Raw genomic sequence first — 16,670 nt, 5'->3', positions numbered from 1 at the left:
TGTTATGCTTTGTTTATTAATGTGTCGGTTGCAACGGTGCGAGTGACGGACGTCAACTCCAGCACCGCCGGCAAAAATACTTCGGTTACCAGCAGCAACCCCTGGTGACGCTGGTACAAGCAGCGGCGGGCAAAAAACAGCGACTTGTCATCGACGCGCTGCCCTTCCCCTGCCAGCGCCGCCTGCGCCCGCTGCACCAGCGGGTGCCCGGCGCGCAAGCGGGCAAATTCCAGTTCACCGCGCCGTACCATGCGGTCGCCAAACAGGGTCGTGCCCAGCGAACGCTCGCCCAGCGCGGAAAACAAGGGCCAGTCCGTGGCCGTTGCCTGCATGGGCACGACGGTATGGCCAAACACGGCCGGTTTGTTATCACAACGCAACAGCACTTCGCGTTCCCACACCCGGCCCGCACGGTGCAAACCGATGATGGCGGCCTCGTCGGTCAAACAGCGCGATGTTTCCTGATGTAAACATTGCACGCGGAACGTGCTGCTATGCGCTTTCAGCTTGGCCGTCAGCGAACCGCCGCCCGTCAGCCAGTGGCGCAAGGCCGGCGGCGCATTGACGGCATTCACGTGCGCATGCCATTGCGCCTGGCGCAGCGAACCCGGCCTCACCGGGCAGAGTCCGCGTCGATGCCGCAAAAGGCCAGCACGGGTGCCAGGTATGCGGCAAATTCGCTGATGCCATGGTCGCTGCCATCGATGACGCACTGCTGCGCCCCCTGATAATGCGCCACCATGTCGCGGTAGTCGAGCACTTCATCGCCCGTGGCGGCAATCAGGAAATAGCGTTGCGGCTGCGTAATTTTCTCTACGGCAAACGTACGCAGCTCATCGATGTATTCGCGCTTGAACTCGAATGGTTTGTCCGAATGGAATTCGGTCGTCACGCCCACATGTTGTTCCAGGTCAATCAGGGGAACAATCGCGGGATTGAGCAGCACGGCGCGGCAACCGAGCTGTTCGGCCAGCCAGGTGGCGTAATAGCCGCCCAGCGAGGAGCCGATAATCGTCAGGTCGGCCGGCGCCACCTCCTTGACCAGCGACAAGGCCAGCTCGATGGCCAGCTTGGGCGAGGCCGGCAATTGCGGGCACAGCCATTCTGCTTCGCGGCCCAGCGCCTGCATCTGCGCGGCCAGCAGGCGCGACTTCATCGACAGGGGCGACGAGCGAAATCCATGCATGTACAGAATCATCGGCCCAGCGCCTCCAGCAATTTCTGGTGCACGCCGCCAAAACCGCCGTTGCTCATGACGACGATCTGGTCGCCGGGACGGGCGCTGGCGGCCACGGCCGCCACCAAGGTATCGATGTCTTCATAGGCGCTGGCAATCTGGCCCAGCGGCGCCAGCGCGTCGCCCAGGCTCCAGCCTAGCGCGGCATGGCTGCCGAAACCGAAGACCAGGTCGGCATCCTTCAGGCTGCCGGGCAGCGCATCTTTCATGGCGCCCAGCTTCATGGTGTTCGAACGCGGTTCCAGCACGGCCAGGATGCGGGCGCTGGCGCCGATTTTTTGCCGCAAGCCGCCCACGGTGGTGGCAATGGCCGTCGGGTGATGCGCGAAATCGTCGTACACGGTAATGCCGTTGACCTCGCCGCGCACTTCCATGCGGCGCTTGACGCTCTCGAACGTGGCCAGCGAGGCGCACGCCTGGGCAATCGGCACGCCCACGTGGCGCGCGGCGGCGATGGCCGCCAGCGCATTGCTGCGGTTATGCTTGCCCGTGAGCGCCCACGCCACATGGCCTTCCTGCTGGCCATTGAAATACACGTCGAAGCTGCCATCGGCCTGCTCTTGCAGTTGCCAGTTAGCATCTTGACCGAAACTTTCTTTTTCGCTCCAGCAACCGCGCGCCAGCACGCGCTGCAGCGACGCTTCATCGCCGTTGAACACGAGGCGGCCGATGCCGGGCACGGTACGTACCAGATGGTGGAATTGCGTCTCGATCGCGTGCAGATCGGGGAAGATGTCGGCGTGATCATATTCCAGGTTATTCATGATGGCCGTCTTCGCGTGGTAATGCACGAACTTGCTGCGCTTGTCGAAGAAAGCCGTGTCGTATTCATCGGCTTCGATGACGAAGAAGTCCGAATCGGCGCTTTTGCCGTCGATCTTGCCGCTGAGGCGGGCGGAAATGCCAAAGTTCATCGGCACGCCGCCGATCAGGAAGCCCGGCGCGTAGCCCGCGTCTTCGAGTATCCAGGCCAGCATGGCCGACGTTGTCGTCTTGCCATGTGTGCCGGCCACGGCCAGCACCCACTTGTTGCGCAAGATGTGTTCGCCGATCCACTGGGGGCCGGACACATACGGCAGGCTGCGGTTGAGAATTTCTTCCACCAGCGGGTTGCCGCGCGAGACCACATTGCCAATCACATACAAATCCGGGTTCAGCTTGGTTTGTTCCGGATCAAAGCCCTGGATCAGTTCGATTCCCTGCGATTCCAGCTGGGTGCTCATCGGCGGATACACGTTGGCATCGCAACCAGTGACTTTATGGCCGGCTTCCTTGGCCAGGACAGCCAGGCCGCCCATGAAGGTACCGCAAATGCCGAGAATATGAATATGCATGTGATCAGTGCGAAAGGTGCACGCTTAAGTAAGTAAGACGGTGAGATAAAAAACAGCAAGTGCAGGATTTTACCTGACGCCATGACTTTTTCCGCTTCGGAGTATCATCTCGCTCATGACGAACGATGCATTTGACGATAGCGCGCAGTTGCGCCTGGAAATCGCCGCCGCTGCCGCGCGCCTCGTGGCGCAGGATGGCGCCGACTATGGCAGCGCCAAGCGCAAGGCGGCGCGGCAAGTCCTGGGCGACGCGCCGAACCGTCCCAATATCTTGCCGGACAACGACATGATCGAAGAACAGGTGCGGCAATACAATGCCCTGTTCCTGGCCGACAGCCAGCCGGCGCGATTGTTCCAGCTGCGCACGATTGCGTTGCAGGTGATGGAAGCGTTGCAACAATTTCATCCCCTGCTCAGCGGCCCCGTGCTCAATGGCACGGCCGGCCCCCACGACGAGATCTATTTGCAGCTGTTTGCCGAGAGCGCCAAGGACATCCACATCTTCCTGTTGAATAAAAATGTCGTGCTCGACATGTCGGAAAGCCCGCATTTCAAGGGAGCGCGTTATGATGCGGTCGAGACAGCCAGTTTCTTGTGGAAAAACGAAGGCGTGCACGCGGCCATGTATGAACTCGACGACATGCGCGGCGCGCTGAAAGCCAAGGCGGATGGAAAAGTGCTGCGCACCGACATCGCCGGGTTGCGCAGCCTGCTGGCCACCAGCCTCGCCCACGGCGTGCCGGCTGCCGACTAACATTGATATAGATAAAGTTATGACAAAAAAGAATTGGATCGCCTGCGCCATCGTGGCGCTGATGTTCGGCGGCATGGGTGCTTACGTCGGTTTGAGCAAGGAAAAAGCGAAAGAAGCGGGGAAAGCAGCGGGACCGCAGACGACCGCCATCGCGCCAGGCGCGAAGGGTCCCGTCAACGAACTGTATGCGCTGTCCCTGCCGGACGCGGCGGGCGTCACGCAGGCGTTATCGCAATGGAAAGGAAAAAACCTGCTGGTGAATTTCTGGGCGCCGTGGTGCCCACCTTGCGTGGAAGAAATGCCAGAGTTATCCGAAGTGCAAGGCCACTACGGGGCGAAAAACCTGCAGGTGATCGGCATCGGTATCGATTCGGCCAGTAATATTGCCACTTTTGCCAGCAAGGTCAAGATCGCCTATCCCGTGTATGTGTCCGGCATGAGCGGCACCGACCTGTCGCGTCATTTTGGCAATGCCACGGGCGGTTTGCCCTTTACGGTGCTGATCGGCGCCGATGGCGAAGTCAAAAAGACCTATCTGGGCCGCTTGAAATTTGATCAGTTGCGCGCCGATCTGGATAAATTGTAAATTCGGAGCGTGCTTTTTTCTCTTGCCAATGCGTATCTTTGGCGGCAAAATGCGGAACTTTCGCTAAAACGGTCTTCCATACATGGCAAAAAACCTCCTTCTGCTCAACGGTCCCAACCTGAATTTGCTGGGAACGCGCGAGCCTGAGGTCTACGGCGCCAGCACCTTGGCCGATATCGAGCAGGCAGCAATGGCGCAAGCCATGGCGGCCGGTGCCGACTTGGTTTGCTTTCAAAGCAACCATGAAGGCGCGCTGATCGACCGCATCCATGCCGCGCGAGCGGAAGGGATCGATGCCATCGTCATCAATCCGGGCGGCCTGACCCATACCAGCGTTGCCTTGCGCGATGCGCTGGCCGGGGTCGCCATCCCGTTCGTGGAAGTCCATATCTCGAATATTTATCAACGCGAAACGTTTCGACATCACTCATTTCTCAGCGCGATCGCGCAGGGGACGATCTGCGGCCTGGGTATCGATGGATATCGGTTTGCCATCGACTTTGCGCTTAAAAAACGTTAATCTACGCGATCTGCACGCATTTAGCGCGGCGATAGGTTCTTGGACATCACCGCATCACTCATAAAACAAACTACATTCCTAGGGGTTTTACATGGATCTACGAAAACTCAAGACCTTGATCGACCTGGTCGCCGAATCGGATATCGCAGAGCTGGAAGTTACCGAAGGCGAAAGCAAGGTTCGCATCGTCAAATCGTCGGCCATGCCGCAAAACCAGATGGTCATGATGCAGCCGCAAGGCATGCCAGCCCAATACCAGCCAGCCGCGCCAGCCGCCGCTCCCGCTGCGGCAGCCGCCGTCGTGGTCGCCGCCGAGCCAACGGGCTATGTGGTCAAGTCGCCGATGGTCGGTACCTTCTACCGCTCTTCCGCTCCGGGCAGCGCCGCCTATGTTGAAGTGGGCTCGACCGTCAAGGAAGGTGATACCCTGTGCATCATCGAAGCGATGAAGCTCCTGAATGAAATCGACTCCGATAAAGCCGGTGTCGTGACCCAGATTCTGGTCGAAAACGGCCAACCGGTCGAATTCGGTCAACCCTTGTTTGTGATCGGCTAAAACCCAGTCCACACGGCCGGCAACGGCCGTTTGCAGTTTTAGCCCCTCACACTTGTTGTTTCGCCGGCTCGCCGGCTCTCACAGACATACGCGAACCTACCATGTTTGAAAAAATCCTGATTGCCAACCGTGGTGAAATTGCCCTCCGTATTCAGCGCGCCTGCCGCGAAATGGGCATTAAAACGGTTGTAGTCCACTCCGAAGCCGACAAGGACGCGAAATACGTCAAGCTGGCCGACGAATCCGTTTGTATCGGCCCGGCCCAGTCGTCGCTGAGCTACCTGAACATGCCCGCCATCATCAGCGCCGCTGAAGTGACGGATGCGCAAGCGATTCACCCAGGCTATGGCTTCCTGTCGGAAAATGCCGACTTTGCCGAACGCGTCGAGAAATCGGGCTTCGTCTTCATCGGCCCCCGCTCGGAATCGATCCGCTTGATGGGCGACAAAGTGTCGGCCAAGCAAACCATGATCAAGGCTGGCGTACCGTGCGTCCCCGGCTCGGAAGGCGCGTTGCCGGACGATCCGAAAGCGATCGTGCAAATTGCCCGCAAGATCGGCTACCCGGTCATCATTAAGGCCGCCGGTGGCGGTGGCGGACGCGGCATGCGCGTGGTGCACACGGAAGCGGCCCTGATCAACGCCGTGGCGATGACCAAGACGGAAGCCGGCACGGCCTTCGGCAATCCTGAAGTGTATATGGAGAAGTACCTGGAAAATCCGCGCCACGTGGAAATCCAGATCCTCGCCGACGAACACAAGAACGCAGTCTGGCTGGGCGAGCGCGACTGCTCCATGCAGCGCCGCCACCAGAAAGTGATCGAAGAGGCACCAGCGCCGGGCATCCCGCGCAAGCTGATCGAGAAAATTGGCGACCGTTGCGCCGAAGCGTGCCGCAAGATCGGCTACCGCGGCGCCGGCACGTTCGAATTCCTGTACGAAAACGGCGAGTTCTATTTCATTGAAATGAATACCCGTGTGCAAGTGGAACATCCGGTCACCGAGATGATCACCGGCATCGACATCGTGCAAGAGCAGATCCGCATCGCCGCCGGCGAAAAACTGCGTTTCCGCCAGCGCGACGTCCTGCTGTCGGGCCACGCCATCGAGTGCCGTATCAACGCGGAAGATCCGTTCAAGTTCACGCCATCGCCAGGCAAAATCGTCTCGTGGCATGCACCGGGCGGCCCCGGCATCCGCGTCGACTCGCACGCCTACGCCGGCTACTACGTGCCGCCGCACTACGACTCGATGATCGGCAAAGTGATCGCTTACGGCGCCACGCGCGAGCAAGCGATCCGCCGCATGCAGATCGCCCTGTCCGAAATGGTGGTCGAAGGCATCAACACGAATATCGCCCTGCACCGCGAACTGATGATCGACGCGCGCTTCATCGAAGGCGGCACCAACATTCACTATCTGGAACAGAAACTGGCCGACATGCCGGACCTGGGCAAGAACCTGAATAGCGGCAGCCCCAGCATCGCCAAGAAATCCGAAATCAAGGCGGGCGCATGAGCTGGACGGAAATCGTCATCGAAATCGCCCGTGACAACGCCGAGGCCATGTCCGACGCGTTGATGGAAGCGGGCGCCCTGTCGGTCTCGGTGGAAGACGCCGATGAAGGCACGGATGCCGAGCAGCCCTTGTTTGGCGAGCCAGGCATGGAACCGAAGGAAGCGGCGTGGGAACGCAGCCGTGTGGTGGCGCTGACGGACGTCGACGCCGACCAGGCCGCCATCGTGGCCGCCGCCGCCCAGGCGGTCGGCATGACGGACGTACCTGTCTTTACCATGCGCCCCGTGGAAGAGCAGGACTGGGTGCGCCTGACCCAGTCGCAATTCGCACCGATTCACATCGGCAAGAATATCTGGGTCGTGCCCAGCTGGCACGAGGCACCGGATCCTGACGGCCTGATCCTGGAACTGGACCCGGGCCTGGCTTTCGGCACGGGCAGCCACCCGACCACGCGCCTGTGCATGGAATGGCTGGAAGCTAACCCTGCTCCTGGCAAGACCGTGCTCGACTACGGTTGCGGTTCCGGCATCCTGGCCATGGTGGCCAAGAAACTCGGCGCGCAAACGGTGGCCGGCGTCGATATCGACCCGCAGGCGATCGAATCGGCGCGCGACAATGCCGAACGTAACCAGTGCGAGATCGAATATTTCTTGCCGGACACGTTTGCCACTTCGGCACACGCCACGGCCAAGTTTGACATCGTCGTCGCCAACATCCTGTCGAGCCCATTGAAACTGATGGCACCGATGCTGTCGGGCCGCGTTGCCGACGGCGGCGCCCTGATCCTGTCCGGCGTGCTGGCACGCCAGGCGGAAGAAGTGGCCGCTGCCTACGCACCGTTCATCCAGCTGGGTGTATGGGCCGAGCAAGACGGCTGGGTGGCCCTGCATGGCCGCCTGGGCAGCACGCAAGCACCTGCGCCCCGCGCGGAAGGTGCATAAGCACAGCAATGGCCCTCGCCACCAAATGCCCCCATTGCAACACGATATTTCGGGTCGCTGCTGACCAGTTGAAGTTACGTGGGGGCATCGTGCGCTGCGGCACGTGCAGGGAAGTCTTTGACGGCAATGCCGCGCTGGTCGATCCAGCGGCGGCATCGCCGTTTTTAACATCCGGCCCCGGTACTGCCGCCCCCCTGTCGACCAGTTACCCGATCGACAACAGCCTGCCGTCCTCCACGGACGACGAACCCATTTATTCCCTCGACTTCGATACCTCGTTCGACCCGTTCGGCATCTTGCCGGAAACGGCGCAGCTCAAGGACGATGCAGACGATGGCGAGCACATCGAACTGGACCTCGACGTGGCCCTGCCCGACGAGGCGCTGGACCACGTGCCGGCCGCCGCACCGCTCGATATACCTGAAGCAACACCAGTAGAAACACCGGCAGAACTACCCGAACCACCGTTGCCCCAGCCAATGGCGCCCTTCAAGCGCCGCCAGGTCGATGACGCGCCCGCCTTCGCCACGTATTTGCGCGATAGCCGCCGCGAACCGAACCTGGAAGCAGCGGCAGCCCCAGTGGCCCCGACATTGCCTGCCGCCGAAAAAGTCAACCTGGACAAGCCCCTGCCGGCGGCGCCTGCCGCAACCAGCCCCGCGCGCCGGGAACCCACGCTGGCCGACCCGCTGCCCGTCCCCCCGATTACGCCGGATACCGCCGAAGAGCAGGAAGAACCCGTCCAGCCGCCGCCCGACGACGAGCCGGCCTTTGTGACCTTGGGCCGGCGCCGCGAACAGAGCGGCAAGGCCTTGCGCGTGGCCATGGCCCTCGGCTCGGTGGTACTGCTGCTATTATTATTACTGCAAGTGATGACCACTTTCCGCAATCCGCTGGCGGCGCAATTTCCCCAGTGGAAACCGACCCTGGTAGCCCTGTGCAAGCTCAGTGGCTGCCAGGTCGACTTGCCGGCGCAGATCGAGGCGCTGTCCATCGAGCAAGGCGAGTTGCAAACTTTGAAGGACCAAACCTTTTCCTACGTCTCGCTGCTGCGCAACCAGGGCCGCAGCGTGCAAGCCTGGCCCAGCATCGAACTGATCCTCAACGACGCCAACGACAAACCGGTCTTGCGCCGCGTAATCGCGCCGCGCGACTACCTGCCGGCCATGATCGACGTGAGCACGGGGTTTGCGCCGCGTTCGGAACAAGCCATCAAACTGTACTTTGCATTAGACCAGCTCACGGCGTCTGGCTACCATATCGCCATCTTTTACCCTTAACAGACACTATCATGACCAAAACATCGCTGATCTGCGGCTCGCTTGCCACCGACACCATCATGCAATTCCCCGGTCGCTTCGGCGAATCCCTGCTGGCCGACCAGTTGCACAAGGTAAACGTCTCCTTCCTCGTGCCAACCATGCGCACGGAGTTCGGCGGCTGCTCGGGCAACATCGCCTACAGCCTGAAAATGCTGGGCGGCGATCCGCGCATCGTCGGCGTCATGGGGCAAGATAGCGCCGCCTACCTGGAGCGCCTGCAAAAGCTGGGCATTTCCACCGCCAACATCCTGATCAAGGCCGACAGCTACAACGCGCAATGCTTCGTTACGGCCGACGCGGACAATAACCAGATCAACGCCTTCCACCCGGGCGCCATGTCGTTTGCGCATGAAAACCCGATCGCCAATGCGGGGCCGGCCAAGGTGGCCATCATTTCGCCGGATGGCGACCAGGGCATGCTCAAGCACGCCGCCGACCTGGCCGAGCTGGGCATCCCCTTCATGTTCGACCCGGGCCAGCAGTTGCCACGCTTCAACGGCGAACAGTTGATCGACTTCATCAACAAAGCCACGTATGTGTCGGCCAACGACTATGAAATGGAGATGTTGATGGAACGCACGGGCCTGACCCTGCCGGACATCGCCAGCCGCCTGGAAGCGCTGATCGTCACGCGTGGCGAAAAAGGGTCGGAAATCTACACGGACGGCAAGCGCATCGACATTCCTGTCGTGGCCGCCAAGGAAGTGCTGGATCCGACCGGTTGCGGCGACGCCTACCGTGCTGGCTTGCTGTTCGGCATCACCAACGACCTGGGCTGGGAAACCAGCGGCCGCCTGGCCAGCCTGCTGGGCGCCATCAAGATCGCCACCCAAGGCGCGCAAAACCACGTATTTACGCCGGAAAGCATCGCCGACCAGTTCGAAGCGGCGTTCGGTTACCGCTATTAATATGTAGTCCGGTCGGCTTGTGCGCTAGCGCCAGGCCGACCTCCTCGTTTTACCTCAATACAATAATCATCCCCACCAGCACTTGCGCAATCTGCAGCAGGATCAACGCCACCAGCAAAGACAGGTCCAGGCTGCCGACCAGCGGCACGACCTTGCGGATCGGACGCAGCAGCGGCTCGTTCAGGGCCCGTACGAACGGCGCCAGCGGCGCATGCGGGTTGACCCAGCTGAAGATGGCTTCGATGATCAGCAAGGCCATGAAACCGTAGAGTATCCATTGCAGGAAGCGTTGCAGCGACTTGAGCAGTACCACCTCGACGGGATAGCCGGAAATAAACAGCACCGAGCTGGCCAGCAGCACGATCAGGAAGGCGCCGATCAGGCTGGCCCAGTCATACCCGCCCACGCCCGGCACCACACGGCGCAGGGGGCGCACCAGCCAGTCGGACAATTGAAACGTGAATTGCGCCACCGACGAGGGCGGCCGCACGCGCACCGCCTGCATCCAGAAGCGCAGCAGCAACACGCCGCCCAGCAAGGTGGCGATGGTATCAACGATCAATGTAAGGATAACGATCAGCACGACTAATTCTCCAAAAAAAAACCGCTGTGTGATTGAGTCACACAGCGGCGTGTTGCCTCATCCAGGCACCCGTATCGCAGAAATTACGATGGGCGGGTGCTGGTTGGGAATGGCCAGGCTGCAGCCGGTGCCAACACGGTTTTTGCTACAGGTGCGATAGGCGCCGATGGCTTGGCGACAGGAGCTGCCTTCTTCGGTGCGGCCTTTTTAGGCGCGGCCTTCTTGGCTGCTGGCTTGGCTGCCACGGCGGCTGGTGCCGCTGGAGCTGCTGCCGGCGCTGCGGCTGGTGCGGCTGCCACGACTGGCGCTGCAGCTGGCTTGGCGGCAGGTTTCGCTGCGGCTTTCGCTGCCGGCTTGGCGGCAGCTTTTGCTGCTGGCTTCGCTGCTACCTTGGCTGCTGGCTTGGCTGCAGGTTTTGCTGCGACCTTGGCGGCAGGTTTCGCTGCTGCTTTGGCTGCCGGCTTGGCTGCGACTTTCGCTGCTGGCTTGGCTGCTACCTTGGCTGCTGGCTTCGCTGCCACCTTGGCCGCAGGTTTGGCTGCCGCTTTCGCTGCTGGCTTCGCTGCCACCTTGGCCGCTGGCTTGGCTGCAGCTTTTGCTGCTGGCTTCGCTACTGCCTTGGCTGCTGCTTTGGCCGCTGGCTTGGCTGCGGCTTTGGCGGCCGGCTTGGCTGCTGCCTTGGCGACGACTTTTTTCGCTGCTGGCTTGGCTGCCGCCTTGGCGGCCGGTTTCGCTGCTGCCTTGGCTGCAGGTTTCGCTGCGGCTTTTTTCACTGCTGGCTTGGCTGCTGCTTTTGCTGCTGGCTTCGCTGCTGCTTTTGCCGCTGGCTTGGCTGCTGCTTTTGCTGCAGGTTTCGCTGCTGCTTTGGCGGCCGGCTTGGCTGCTGCCTTGGCGACGACTTTTTTCGCTGCTGGCTTGGTTGCTGCCTTGGCTGCAGGTTTCGCTGCAGCTTTTTTCACCGCTGGCTTGGCTGCTGCCTTGGCCGCTGGTTTTGCTGCGGCTTTTGCTGCTGGCTTGGCGGCCGGTTTGGCGGCTGGTTTGGCGGCTGGTTTGGCTGCGGCTTTTTTCGCGACAGGTTTGGCTGCTGCCTTGGCTGCAGGTTTCGCTGCGGCTTTAGCTGCTGGCTTGGCGGCCGGTTTTGCTGCTGCCTTGGCCGCTGGTTTCGCTGCGGCTTTCGCTACTGGCTTGGCAGCCACTTTTGCTGCAGGCTTGGCTGCGGCTTTGGCGACTGGTTTGGCGGCTGGTTTCGCTGCGGCTTTGGCAGCTGGTTTAGCGGCAACCGTCTTCGCTGCGGCTGCCGGCTTCTTCGCGGCAGGAGCAGCCTTGGCGGCTGGTTTCTTTACTTCTGATTTCTTAGCGGCTGTTGCCATTTGTCTCTCCTTCATCTGAGATGAGAAATTTAAGCTACAAGATTTAAACCCGTCCGACCCACCACAGGGATAGGCCAGGCGAATTATTCATCGGCACAAACGGTCGTTTGCGCTAATGAATTCGGCACCAGCTGAACTGCTGCAACTCCTCACGTTTGCAGCACTTCAGCCATCGTCGGTGCCACCCTGCTTTATCTCGCAGCTGGTGGCAAAGTCTGAATTCGGTCATTCGTTTTCGATGCCGTGCGTTTTTTCGCTCCTCGCATCGCGCTCGCCACAACACCCATCCGTCAAATAAAAAACCGCCATGCCTGAAAAAATTCGGGCACGGCGGCAGACGAAAACGGTGTGGTTTTGTGCATATCCGTGTAAATCTGTATCCCTGTTTTGCGAGGTTTTTTCGCTACCGCGCTGGTTAAAAAACCCCGCATTCTAACGCTCGCATTTGCAATCTCATAAAGTACACGAAAACCTTGTCAATGCGCAACCGGCACGACACGTTTTCGCCCGCTTTTTTGCACGTTACGCGTGCTATCGCACAATCGCGCGGCAAATGCCGCCGCCAGCGTCTCCGGAAATGATTTTTGGGGCCCGCGATGCGGCCATTCGCGGCAGCCGAAAATCCTGGCGCAAGCCTCGTCGCATGACGCGATGAGGCACGCATTTTTCTGCCGCCATGCAGGCGAAAAAAAAGCGCCGTCTCGATGACGGCGCTTTTGGGCGTTGACTGAAAAAGGGTTACTCCCAGTTCAGCGCACCACCGGTTTGGTACTCGGTCACGCGCGTTTCGAAGAAGTTACGTTCCTTCTTCATGTCGATCATTTCGCTCATCCACGGGAACGGATTTTCTTCCTGGGCGAACAGCGGCTCGATGCCGATCTGCTGCGCGCGGCGGTTGGCGATGAAGCGCAGGTAGCCCTTGAACATCGGCGCGTTCAGACCCAGCACGCCGCGCGGCATGGTGTCTTCCGCATATGCGTATTCCAGTTCGACGGCTTTCATGAACAGGTCCTTGATCTCTTCGCGGAAGGCGGCCGTCCACAACTGCGGGTTTTCCATCTTGATCGTGTTGATCAAGTCGATGCCGAAATTGCAGTGCATCGATTCGTCGCGCAGGATGTACTGGTACTGCTCGGCCGCGCCCATCATCTTGTTCTGGCGACCCAGCGCCAGGATCTGCGTGAAGCCGACGTAGAAGAACAGGCCTTCCATCAGGCAGGCAAAGACGATCAGGGATTTGAGCAGCTTCTGGTCGTTTTCCACCGTACCGGTGACGAACGCCGGGTCGGTCAGGGTGTTGATGAACGGAATCAGGAATTCATCCTTGTCGCGGATCGACTTGACTTCGTTGTAGGCGTTGAAGATCTCGCCTTCGTCCAGGCCCAGGGATTCGACGATGTACTGGTAGGCGTGCGTGTGGATCGCTTCCTCGAACGCCTGGCGCAGCAGGTACTGGCGGCATTCCGGCGCCGTGATGTGGCGGTAGGTACCCAGCACGATGTTGTTGGCGGCCAGCGAGTCGGCCGTCACGAAGAAGCCCAGGTTGCGCTTGACCAGGCGGCGCTCGTCGTCCGTCAGGCCGTTCGGGTTTTTCCACAGCTCGATATCGCGCTGCATGTTCACTTCCTGCGGCATCCAGTGGTTGGCGCAGCCGGCCAGGTATTTGTCCCACGCCCACTTGTACTTGAACGGCACCAGTTGGTTGACGTCCGTCTTGCCGTTGATGATGCGCTTGTCGTCGGCATTCACGCGGCGCGCGACTTGCTCGGCGTTCGCTTCGGACGGCTCGGCACCGGCCGGCAGGTTCAATTCGGTATTACCCAGTGGCGCTTGCTGCGCCGGACGCGGCGCAGCTGCCGACGTGGTTTCATCATCCCATGACAACGACATATTCTTCTTCCTTTCCATGCCGGCGAGCCGGCGATCCGCAACAGGCCCGTTGTATCGGACAATGCGGACATTGACAACATTGAATCAGCCCGACCGTGCCGGGCTGACAACTAAAATTTTACTGGCAGGCTTCGCATTCCTCAAAGCCATCGTCACCCGGACGCAGGTAGCAAGCTTCGCCATCGGCGTCGTCCGCTGCCGCTGCCACTACCGGCGCCACGGCCATTGCTGCTGCCGCCACGACCGCCGCCTGGGCGCTCTGCGCGCTGGCCGACATGCCGCCATCGACTGCCACGGCGTTCAGGGCGCCCGTCTTGGAGGTCGATTTCTCCATGTGGGTAGCGGCGATGGTACGCAGGTAGTAGGTGGTTTTCAGGCCACGCAGCCATGCCAGCTTGTAGGTCTCGTCCAGTTTCTTGCCCGATGCGCCAGCCATGTAGATGTTCAGCGACTGGGCCTGGTCGATCCACTTCTGGCGACGCGAAGCCGCTTCCACCAGCCAGCTTGGCGACACTTCAAAGGCCGTGGCGTAGATATCGCGCAGGTCTTGCGGGATGCGGTCGATCTTCACCAGCGAGCCGTCGAAGTACTTCAGGTCGGAGATCATGACTTCATCCCACAGGTCGCGCGCCTTCAGGTCGCGCACCAGGTAGCCGTTGATCTCGGTGAATTCGCCCGACAGGTTCGATTTCACGTACAGGTTCTGGAACGTCGGCTCGATACAGGCCGAGACGCCGATGATGTTCGAAATCGTCGCCGTCGGGGCGATCGCCACGCAGTTCGAGTTGCGCATGCCGAACTTGGCGATGCGTTCGCGCACCGGTGTCCAGTCCATGGCCGACGAGGAATCGACTTCCAGATAGCCGCCGCGCTCTTCAGCCAGCAGCTTGACCGAGTCCTGTGGCAGGATGCCGCGGTCCCACAGCGAACCGGCATACGATTCATAGCGGCCGCGCTCTTCGGCCAGTTCCGTCGACGCCAGGTAGGCGTAGTAGCAGACGGCTTCCATCGAGGTGTCGGCAAACGACACGGCGGCGTCCGAGGCGAACGGAATGCGCATCATGTGCAGGCAGTCCTGGAAGCCCATCACGCCCATGCCGACCGGACGGTGACGCATGTTCGAATTGCGCGCCTTGTCGACGGCGTAGTAATTGATGTCGATGACGTTGTCGAGCATGCGCATGGCGGTGCGGACGGTCTTGGCCAGCTTGACGTGATCGAGCTTGCCTTCCTTCATGTGCGCCGGCATGTTCACGGAACCGAGGTTGCAGACGGCGATTTCATCGCTGCTGGTGTTCAGGGTGATTTCCGTGCACAGGTTCGAGCTGTGGACGACGCCGACGTGCGACTGCGGGCTGCGGATGTTGCAAGGGTCCTTGAACGTGATCCATGGGTGGCCCGTTTCAAACAGCATCGACAGCATCTTGCGCCACAGATCCAGCGCGGCGATCTTCTTGAAGACGCGGATTTCGCCAGCGGCGGCCTTGGCTTCATAGCCCACGTAAGCCTGTTCAAAAGCCTTGCCGACCTTGTCGTGCAAATCTGGCGTGTCCGACGGCGAGAACAGGGTCCATTCGCCTTTTTCCATGACGCGCTTCATGAACATGTCGGGAATCCAGTTTGCCGTGTTCATGTCGTGCGTGCGGCGGCGGTCGTCGCCCGTGTTCTTGCGCAGGTCGAGGAATTCCTCGATGTCCATGTGCCAGGTTTCCAGGTAGGCACAGACGGCGCCCTTGCGCTTGCCGCCCTGGTTGACTGCCACGGCCGTGTCGTTGACCACTTTCAGGAACGGCACGACGCCTTGCGACTTGCCGTTGGTGCCCTTGATGTGGGCGCCCAGGGCGCGCACTGGCGTCCAGTCGTTACCCAGGCCGCCGGCGAACTTGGCCAGCAGCGCATTGTCCTTGATGGCGTCGTAGATGCCTTCCAGGTCATCCGACACGGTGCTCAGGTAGCACGACGACAGCTGCGAGCGCAGGGTGCCCGAGTTGAACAGGGTCGGGGTCGAGCTCATGAAGTCGAACGAGGACAGCAGGCTGTAGAACTCGATGGCGCGCGCTTCGCGGTCCGCCTCGTTCAGCGCCAGGCCCATGGCCACGCGCATGTAGAACGCCTGCGGCATTTCGATGCGCACGTCCTGGATGTGCAGGAAGTAGCGGTCATACAGGGTTTGCAGGCCGATGTAGCCGAATTGCAAGTCGCGGTCGGCCACGATGGCTTTCGCCAGGCGTTCCAGGTCGAAGCTGGCAAGTACCGGGTTCAGCAGCTCGGCGGCGATGCCCTTGGCGATGTATTGCGGGAAATACGTCAGGTATTCTGCGGCAGCGGCCGCTTGCGGCACTTCCTTGCCGAACACTTCCTTGCGCACCGTGTGCAGCAGGATGCGGGCCGTGACCTGGCTGTAGGCCGGGTCTTTTTCCATCAGCGCGCGCGCTGCCAGGATGGCCGACTTGTGCAGCTCTTCGACGGGCACGCCGTCGTACAGGTTTTTCACCGTTTCAGCCAGGATGGCGTCGGCATCGACGTGCTTTTCCAGGCCGGCGCAGGCGGCGTTGATCAGGTCGCGCACTTCCTGCATGTCCAGCAGGCGGCGCACGCCGTTGTCGGTCACGTTCAATTGCGGTGCGGAAACTTGCGCGGAGGCGCCTTGCGCTTCCTTCTGCAGGCGGCGCTCTTCCATGTGCTTGGCGCGGTACAGCACGTAGGCACGCGCCACGTCGTGTTCGCCCGAACGCATCAGCGACAGTTCCACCTGATCTTGCACGTCTTCGATATGGAAGGTGCCGCCGCCCGGGTGGCGGCGCACCAGCGCAGCGACCACGCCGTCGGTCAGTTGTTCCACCAGTTCACGGATGCGTGCCGAGGCTGCGCCCTGGCCGCCGTTAACGGCCAAAAACGCCTTGGTCATGGCGATGGCGATCTTCGAAGGCTCAAATGCCACCACCGCGCCGTTGCGGCGGATGATGCGATAGTCGCCCAATGCCGCGCCCGTGCTCGCCACGCTGTTGGCCGCGCCTGGCGCTGGCGATACTGGCGTTGGATGGATGGAAATATCTTGTGGTGATTGCATTGAAGCTCCCGTTGTCAGCTAAAGTCAGCCTGCAGTTTTGCTGCCGCGTGTGTTGTTGAATAGAACGCCCGATGGTCAGGGT

The 16,670-nt window shown here is 60.8% G+C and carries 16 protein-coding genes; 10 read left to right on the top strand and 6 right to left on the bottom strand.

From position 1 onward, the window contains the following. Positions 1–2: 2 nt before the first annotated feature. The 3 genes from CLU94_RS17415 to mpl are packed head-to-tail and all read right to left on the bottom strand — an operon-like array spanning position 3 to position 2,571. Positions 3–617: a chorismate--pyruvate lyase family protein gene (locus CLU94_RS17415; RefSeq protein WP_099666529.1), complete on the bottom strand. Its 615-nt coding sequence runs from the start codon at positions 615–617 to the stop codon at positions 3–5. Beyond that, positions 614–1,198: a YqiA/YcfP family alpha/beta fold hydrolase gene (locus tag CLU94_RS17410; protein WP_099666528.1), complete on the bottom strand. Its 585-nt coding sequence runs from the start codon at positions 1,196–1,198 to the stop codon at positions 614–616. Before CLU94_RS17410 ends, CLU94_RS17415 begins: the two co-directional genes overlap by 4 nt. After that, positions 1,195–2,571, bottom strand: coding sequence for a UDP-N-acetylmuramate:L-alanyl-gamma-D-glutamyl-meso-diaminopimelate ligase (gene mpl / locus CLU94_RS17405; protein ID WP_099666527.1), 1,377 nt, complete (start codon positions 2,569–2,571; stop codon positions 1,195–1,197). The genes CLU94_RS17410 and mpl overlap by 4 nt, the downstream gene beginning before the upstream one ends. 115 nt (positions 2,572–2,686) lie before the next feature. On the opposite strand from mpl, the gene CLU94_RS17400 reads away from it, so the two are divergent. The 8 genes from CLU94_RS17400 to CLU94_RS17365 all read left to right on the top strand — a co-directional run bounded on the left by CLU94_RS17400 (position 2,687) and on the right by CLU94_RS17365 (position 9,675). Next, on the top strand, positions 2,687–3,325 hold the full coding sequence (locus tag CLU94_RS17400; protein WP_099666526.1) for a hypothetical protein: 639 nt from the start codon (positions 2,687–2,689) through the stop codon (positions 3,323–3,325). Positions 3,326–3,344: 19 nt separating this feature from the next. Continuing rightward, entirely contained in the window at positions 3,345–3,911 is a 567-nt protein-coding gene (locus tag CLU94_RS17395) for a TlpA family protein disulfide reductase (protein ID WP_099666525.1), read from the top strand. An 82-nt stretch (positions 3,912–3,993) separates the two neighbouring features. Continuing rightward, positions 3,994–4,431 carry a type II 3-dehydroquinate dehydratase gene (gene aroQ / locus CLU94_RS17390; protein ID WP_034746628.1) on the top strand — a complete coding sequence of 146 codons (438 nt, stop codon included), beginning with the start codon at positions 3,994–3,996 and terminating at the stop codon, positions 4,429–4,431. Between the two features lie 91 nt (positions 4,432–4,522). Continuing rightward, complete coding sequence (gene accB, locus CLU94_RS17385) at positions 4,523–4,987, top strand: acetyl-CoA carboxylase biotin carboxyl carrier protein (protein ID WP_077408497.1); 465 nt, start codon at positions 4,523–4,525, stop codon at positions 4,985–4,987. A 101-nt stretch (positions 4,988–5,088) separates the two neighbouring features. Next, the gene (gene accC / locus CLU94_RS17380) at positions 5,089–6,504 is read left to right on the top strand and encodes an acetyl-CoA carboxylase biotin carboxylase subunit (RefSeq protein WP_099666524.1); all 1,416 of its coding nucleotides are present in this window, start codon (positions 5,089–5,091) and stop codon (positions 6,502–6,504) included. After that, on the top strand, positions 6,501–7,445 hold the full coding sequence (gene prmA, locus CLU94_RS17375; RefSeq protein WP_099666523.1) for a 50S ribosomal protein L11 methyltransferase: 945 nt from the start codon (positions 6,501–6,503) through the stop codon (positions 7,443–7,445). Before accC ends, prmA begins: the two co-directional genes overlap by 4 nt. Positions 7,446–7,453: 8 nt before the next feature. Continuing rightward, positions 7,454–8,725 (top strand): DUF3426 domain-containing protein, encoded by a 1,272-nt coding sequence (locus CLU94_RS17370; RefSeq protein WP_099666522.1) that lies wholly within the window; start codon positions 7,454–7,456, stop codon positions 8,723–8,725. An 11-nt stretch (positions 8,726–8,736) separates the two neighbouring features. Then, positions 8,737–9,675: a carbohydrate kinase family protein gene (locus CLU94_RS17365; RefSeq protein WP_099666521.1), complete on the top strand. Its 939-nt coding sequence runs from the start codon at positions 8,737–8,739 to the stop codon at positions 9,673–9,675. A 49-nt stretch (positions 9,676–9,724) separates the two neighbouring features. On the opposite strand, the gene CLU94_RS17360 is transcribed toward CLU94_RS17365, so the two are convergent. Beyond that, positions 9,725–10,258: a YggT family protein gene (locus CLU94_RS17360; RefSeq protein WP_251350272.1), complete on the bottom strand. Its 534-nt coding sequence runs from the start codon at positions 10,256–10,258 to the stop codon at positions 9,725–9,727. A gap of 253 nt (positions 10,259–10,511) precedes the next feature. Here CLU94_RS17360 and CLU94_RS28420 point away from each other — a divergent pair, with 253 nt between their 5' ends. Next, positions 10,512–11,375 carry a hypothetical protein gene (locus tag CLU94_RS28420; protein WP_180278689.1) on the top strand — a complete coding sequence of 288 codons (864 nt, stop codon included), beginning with the start codon at positions 10,512–10,514 and terminating at the stop codon, positions 11,373–11,375. Beyond that, the gene (locus CLU94_RS28415; RefSeq protein ID WP_180278688.1) at positions 11,348–11,647 is read left to right on the top strand and encodes a hypothetical protein; all 300 of its coding nucleotides are present in this window, start codon (positions 11,348–11,350) and stop codon (positions 11,645–11,647) included. The genes CLU94_RS28420 and CLU94_RS28415 overlap by 28 nt, the downstream gene beginning before the upstream one ends. 719 nt (positions 11,648–12,366) lie before the next feature. Here CLU94_RS28415 and CLU94_RS17350 read toward each other — a convergent pair. Further along, positions 12,367–13,518, bottom strand: a complete 1,152-nt coding sequence (locus tag CLU94_RS17350; protein ID WP_071322017.1) for a ribonucleotide-diphosphate reductase subunit beta — start codon at positions 13,516–13,518, stop codon at positions 12,367–12,369. Between the two features lie 118 nt (positions 13,519–13,636). Then, entirely contained in the window at positions 13,637–16,588 is a 2,952-nt protein-coding gene (locus CLU94_RS17345; RefSeq protein WP_099666518.1) for a ribonucleoside-diphosphate reductase subunit alpha, read from the bottom strand. Positions 16,589–16,670 lie beyond the last annotated feature (82 nt).

The organism is Janthinobacterium sp. 13 (assembly GCF_002749695.1).
GTDB classification, from domain to species: domain Bacteria; phylum Pseudomonadota; class Gammaproteobacteria; order Burkholderiales; family Burkholderiaceae_D; genus Janthinobacterium; species Janthinobacterium kumbetense.
Note: the sequence above shows the minus strand (reverse complement) of the source record. Positions and strands in the feature narration are given on the sequence as shown.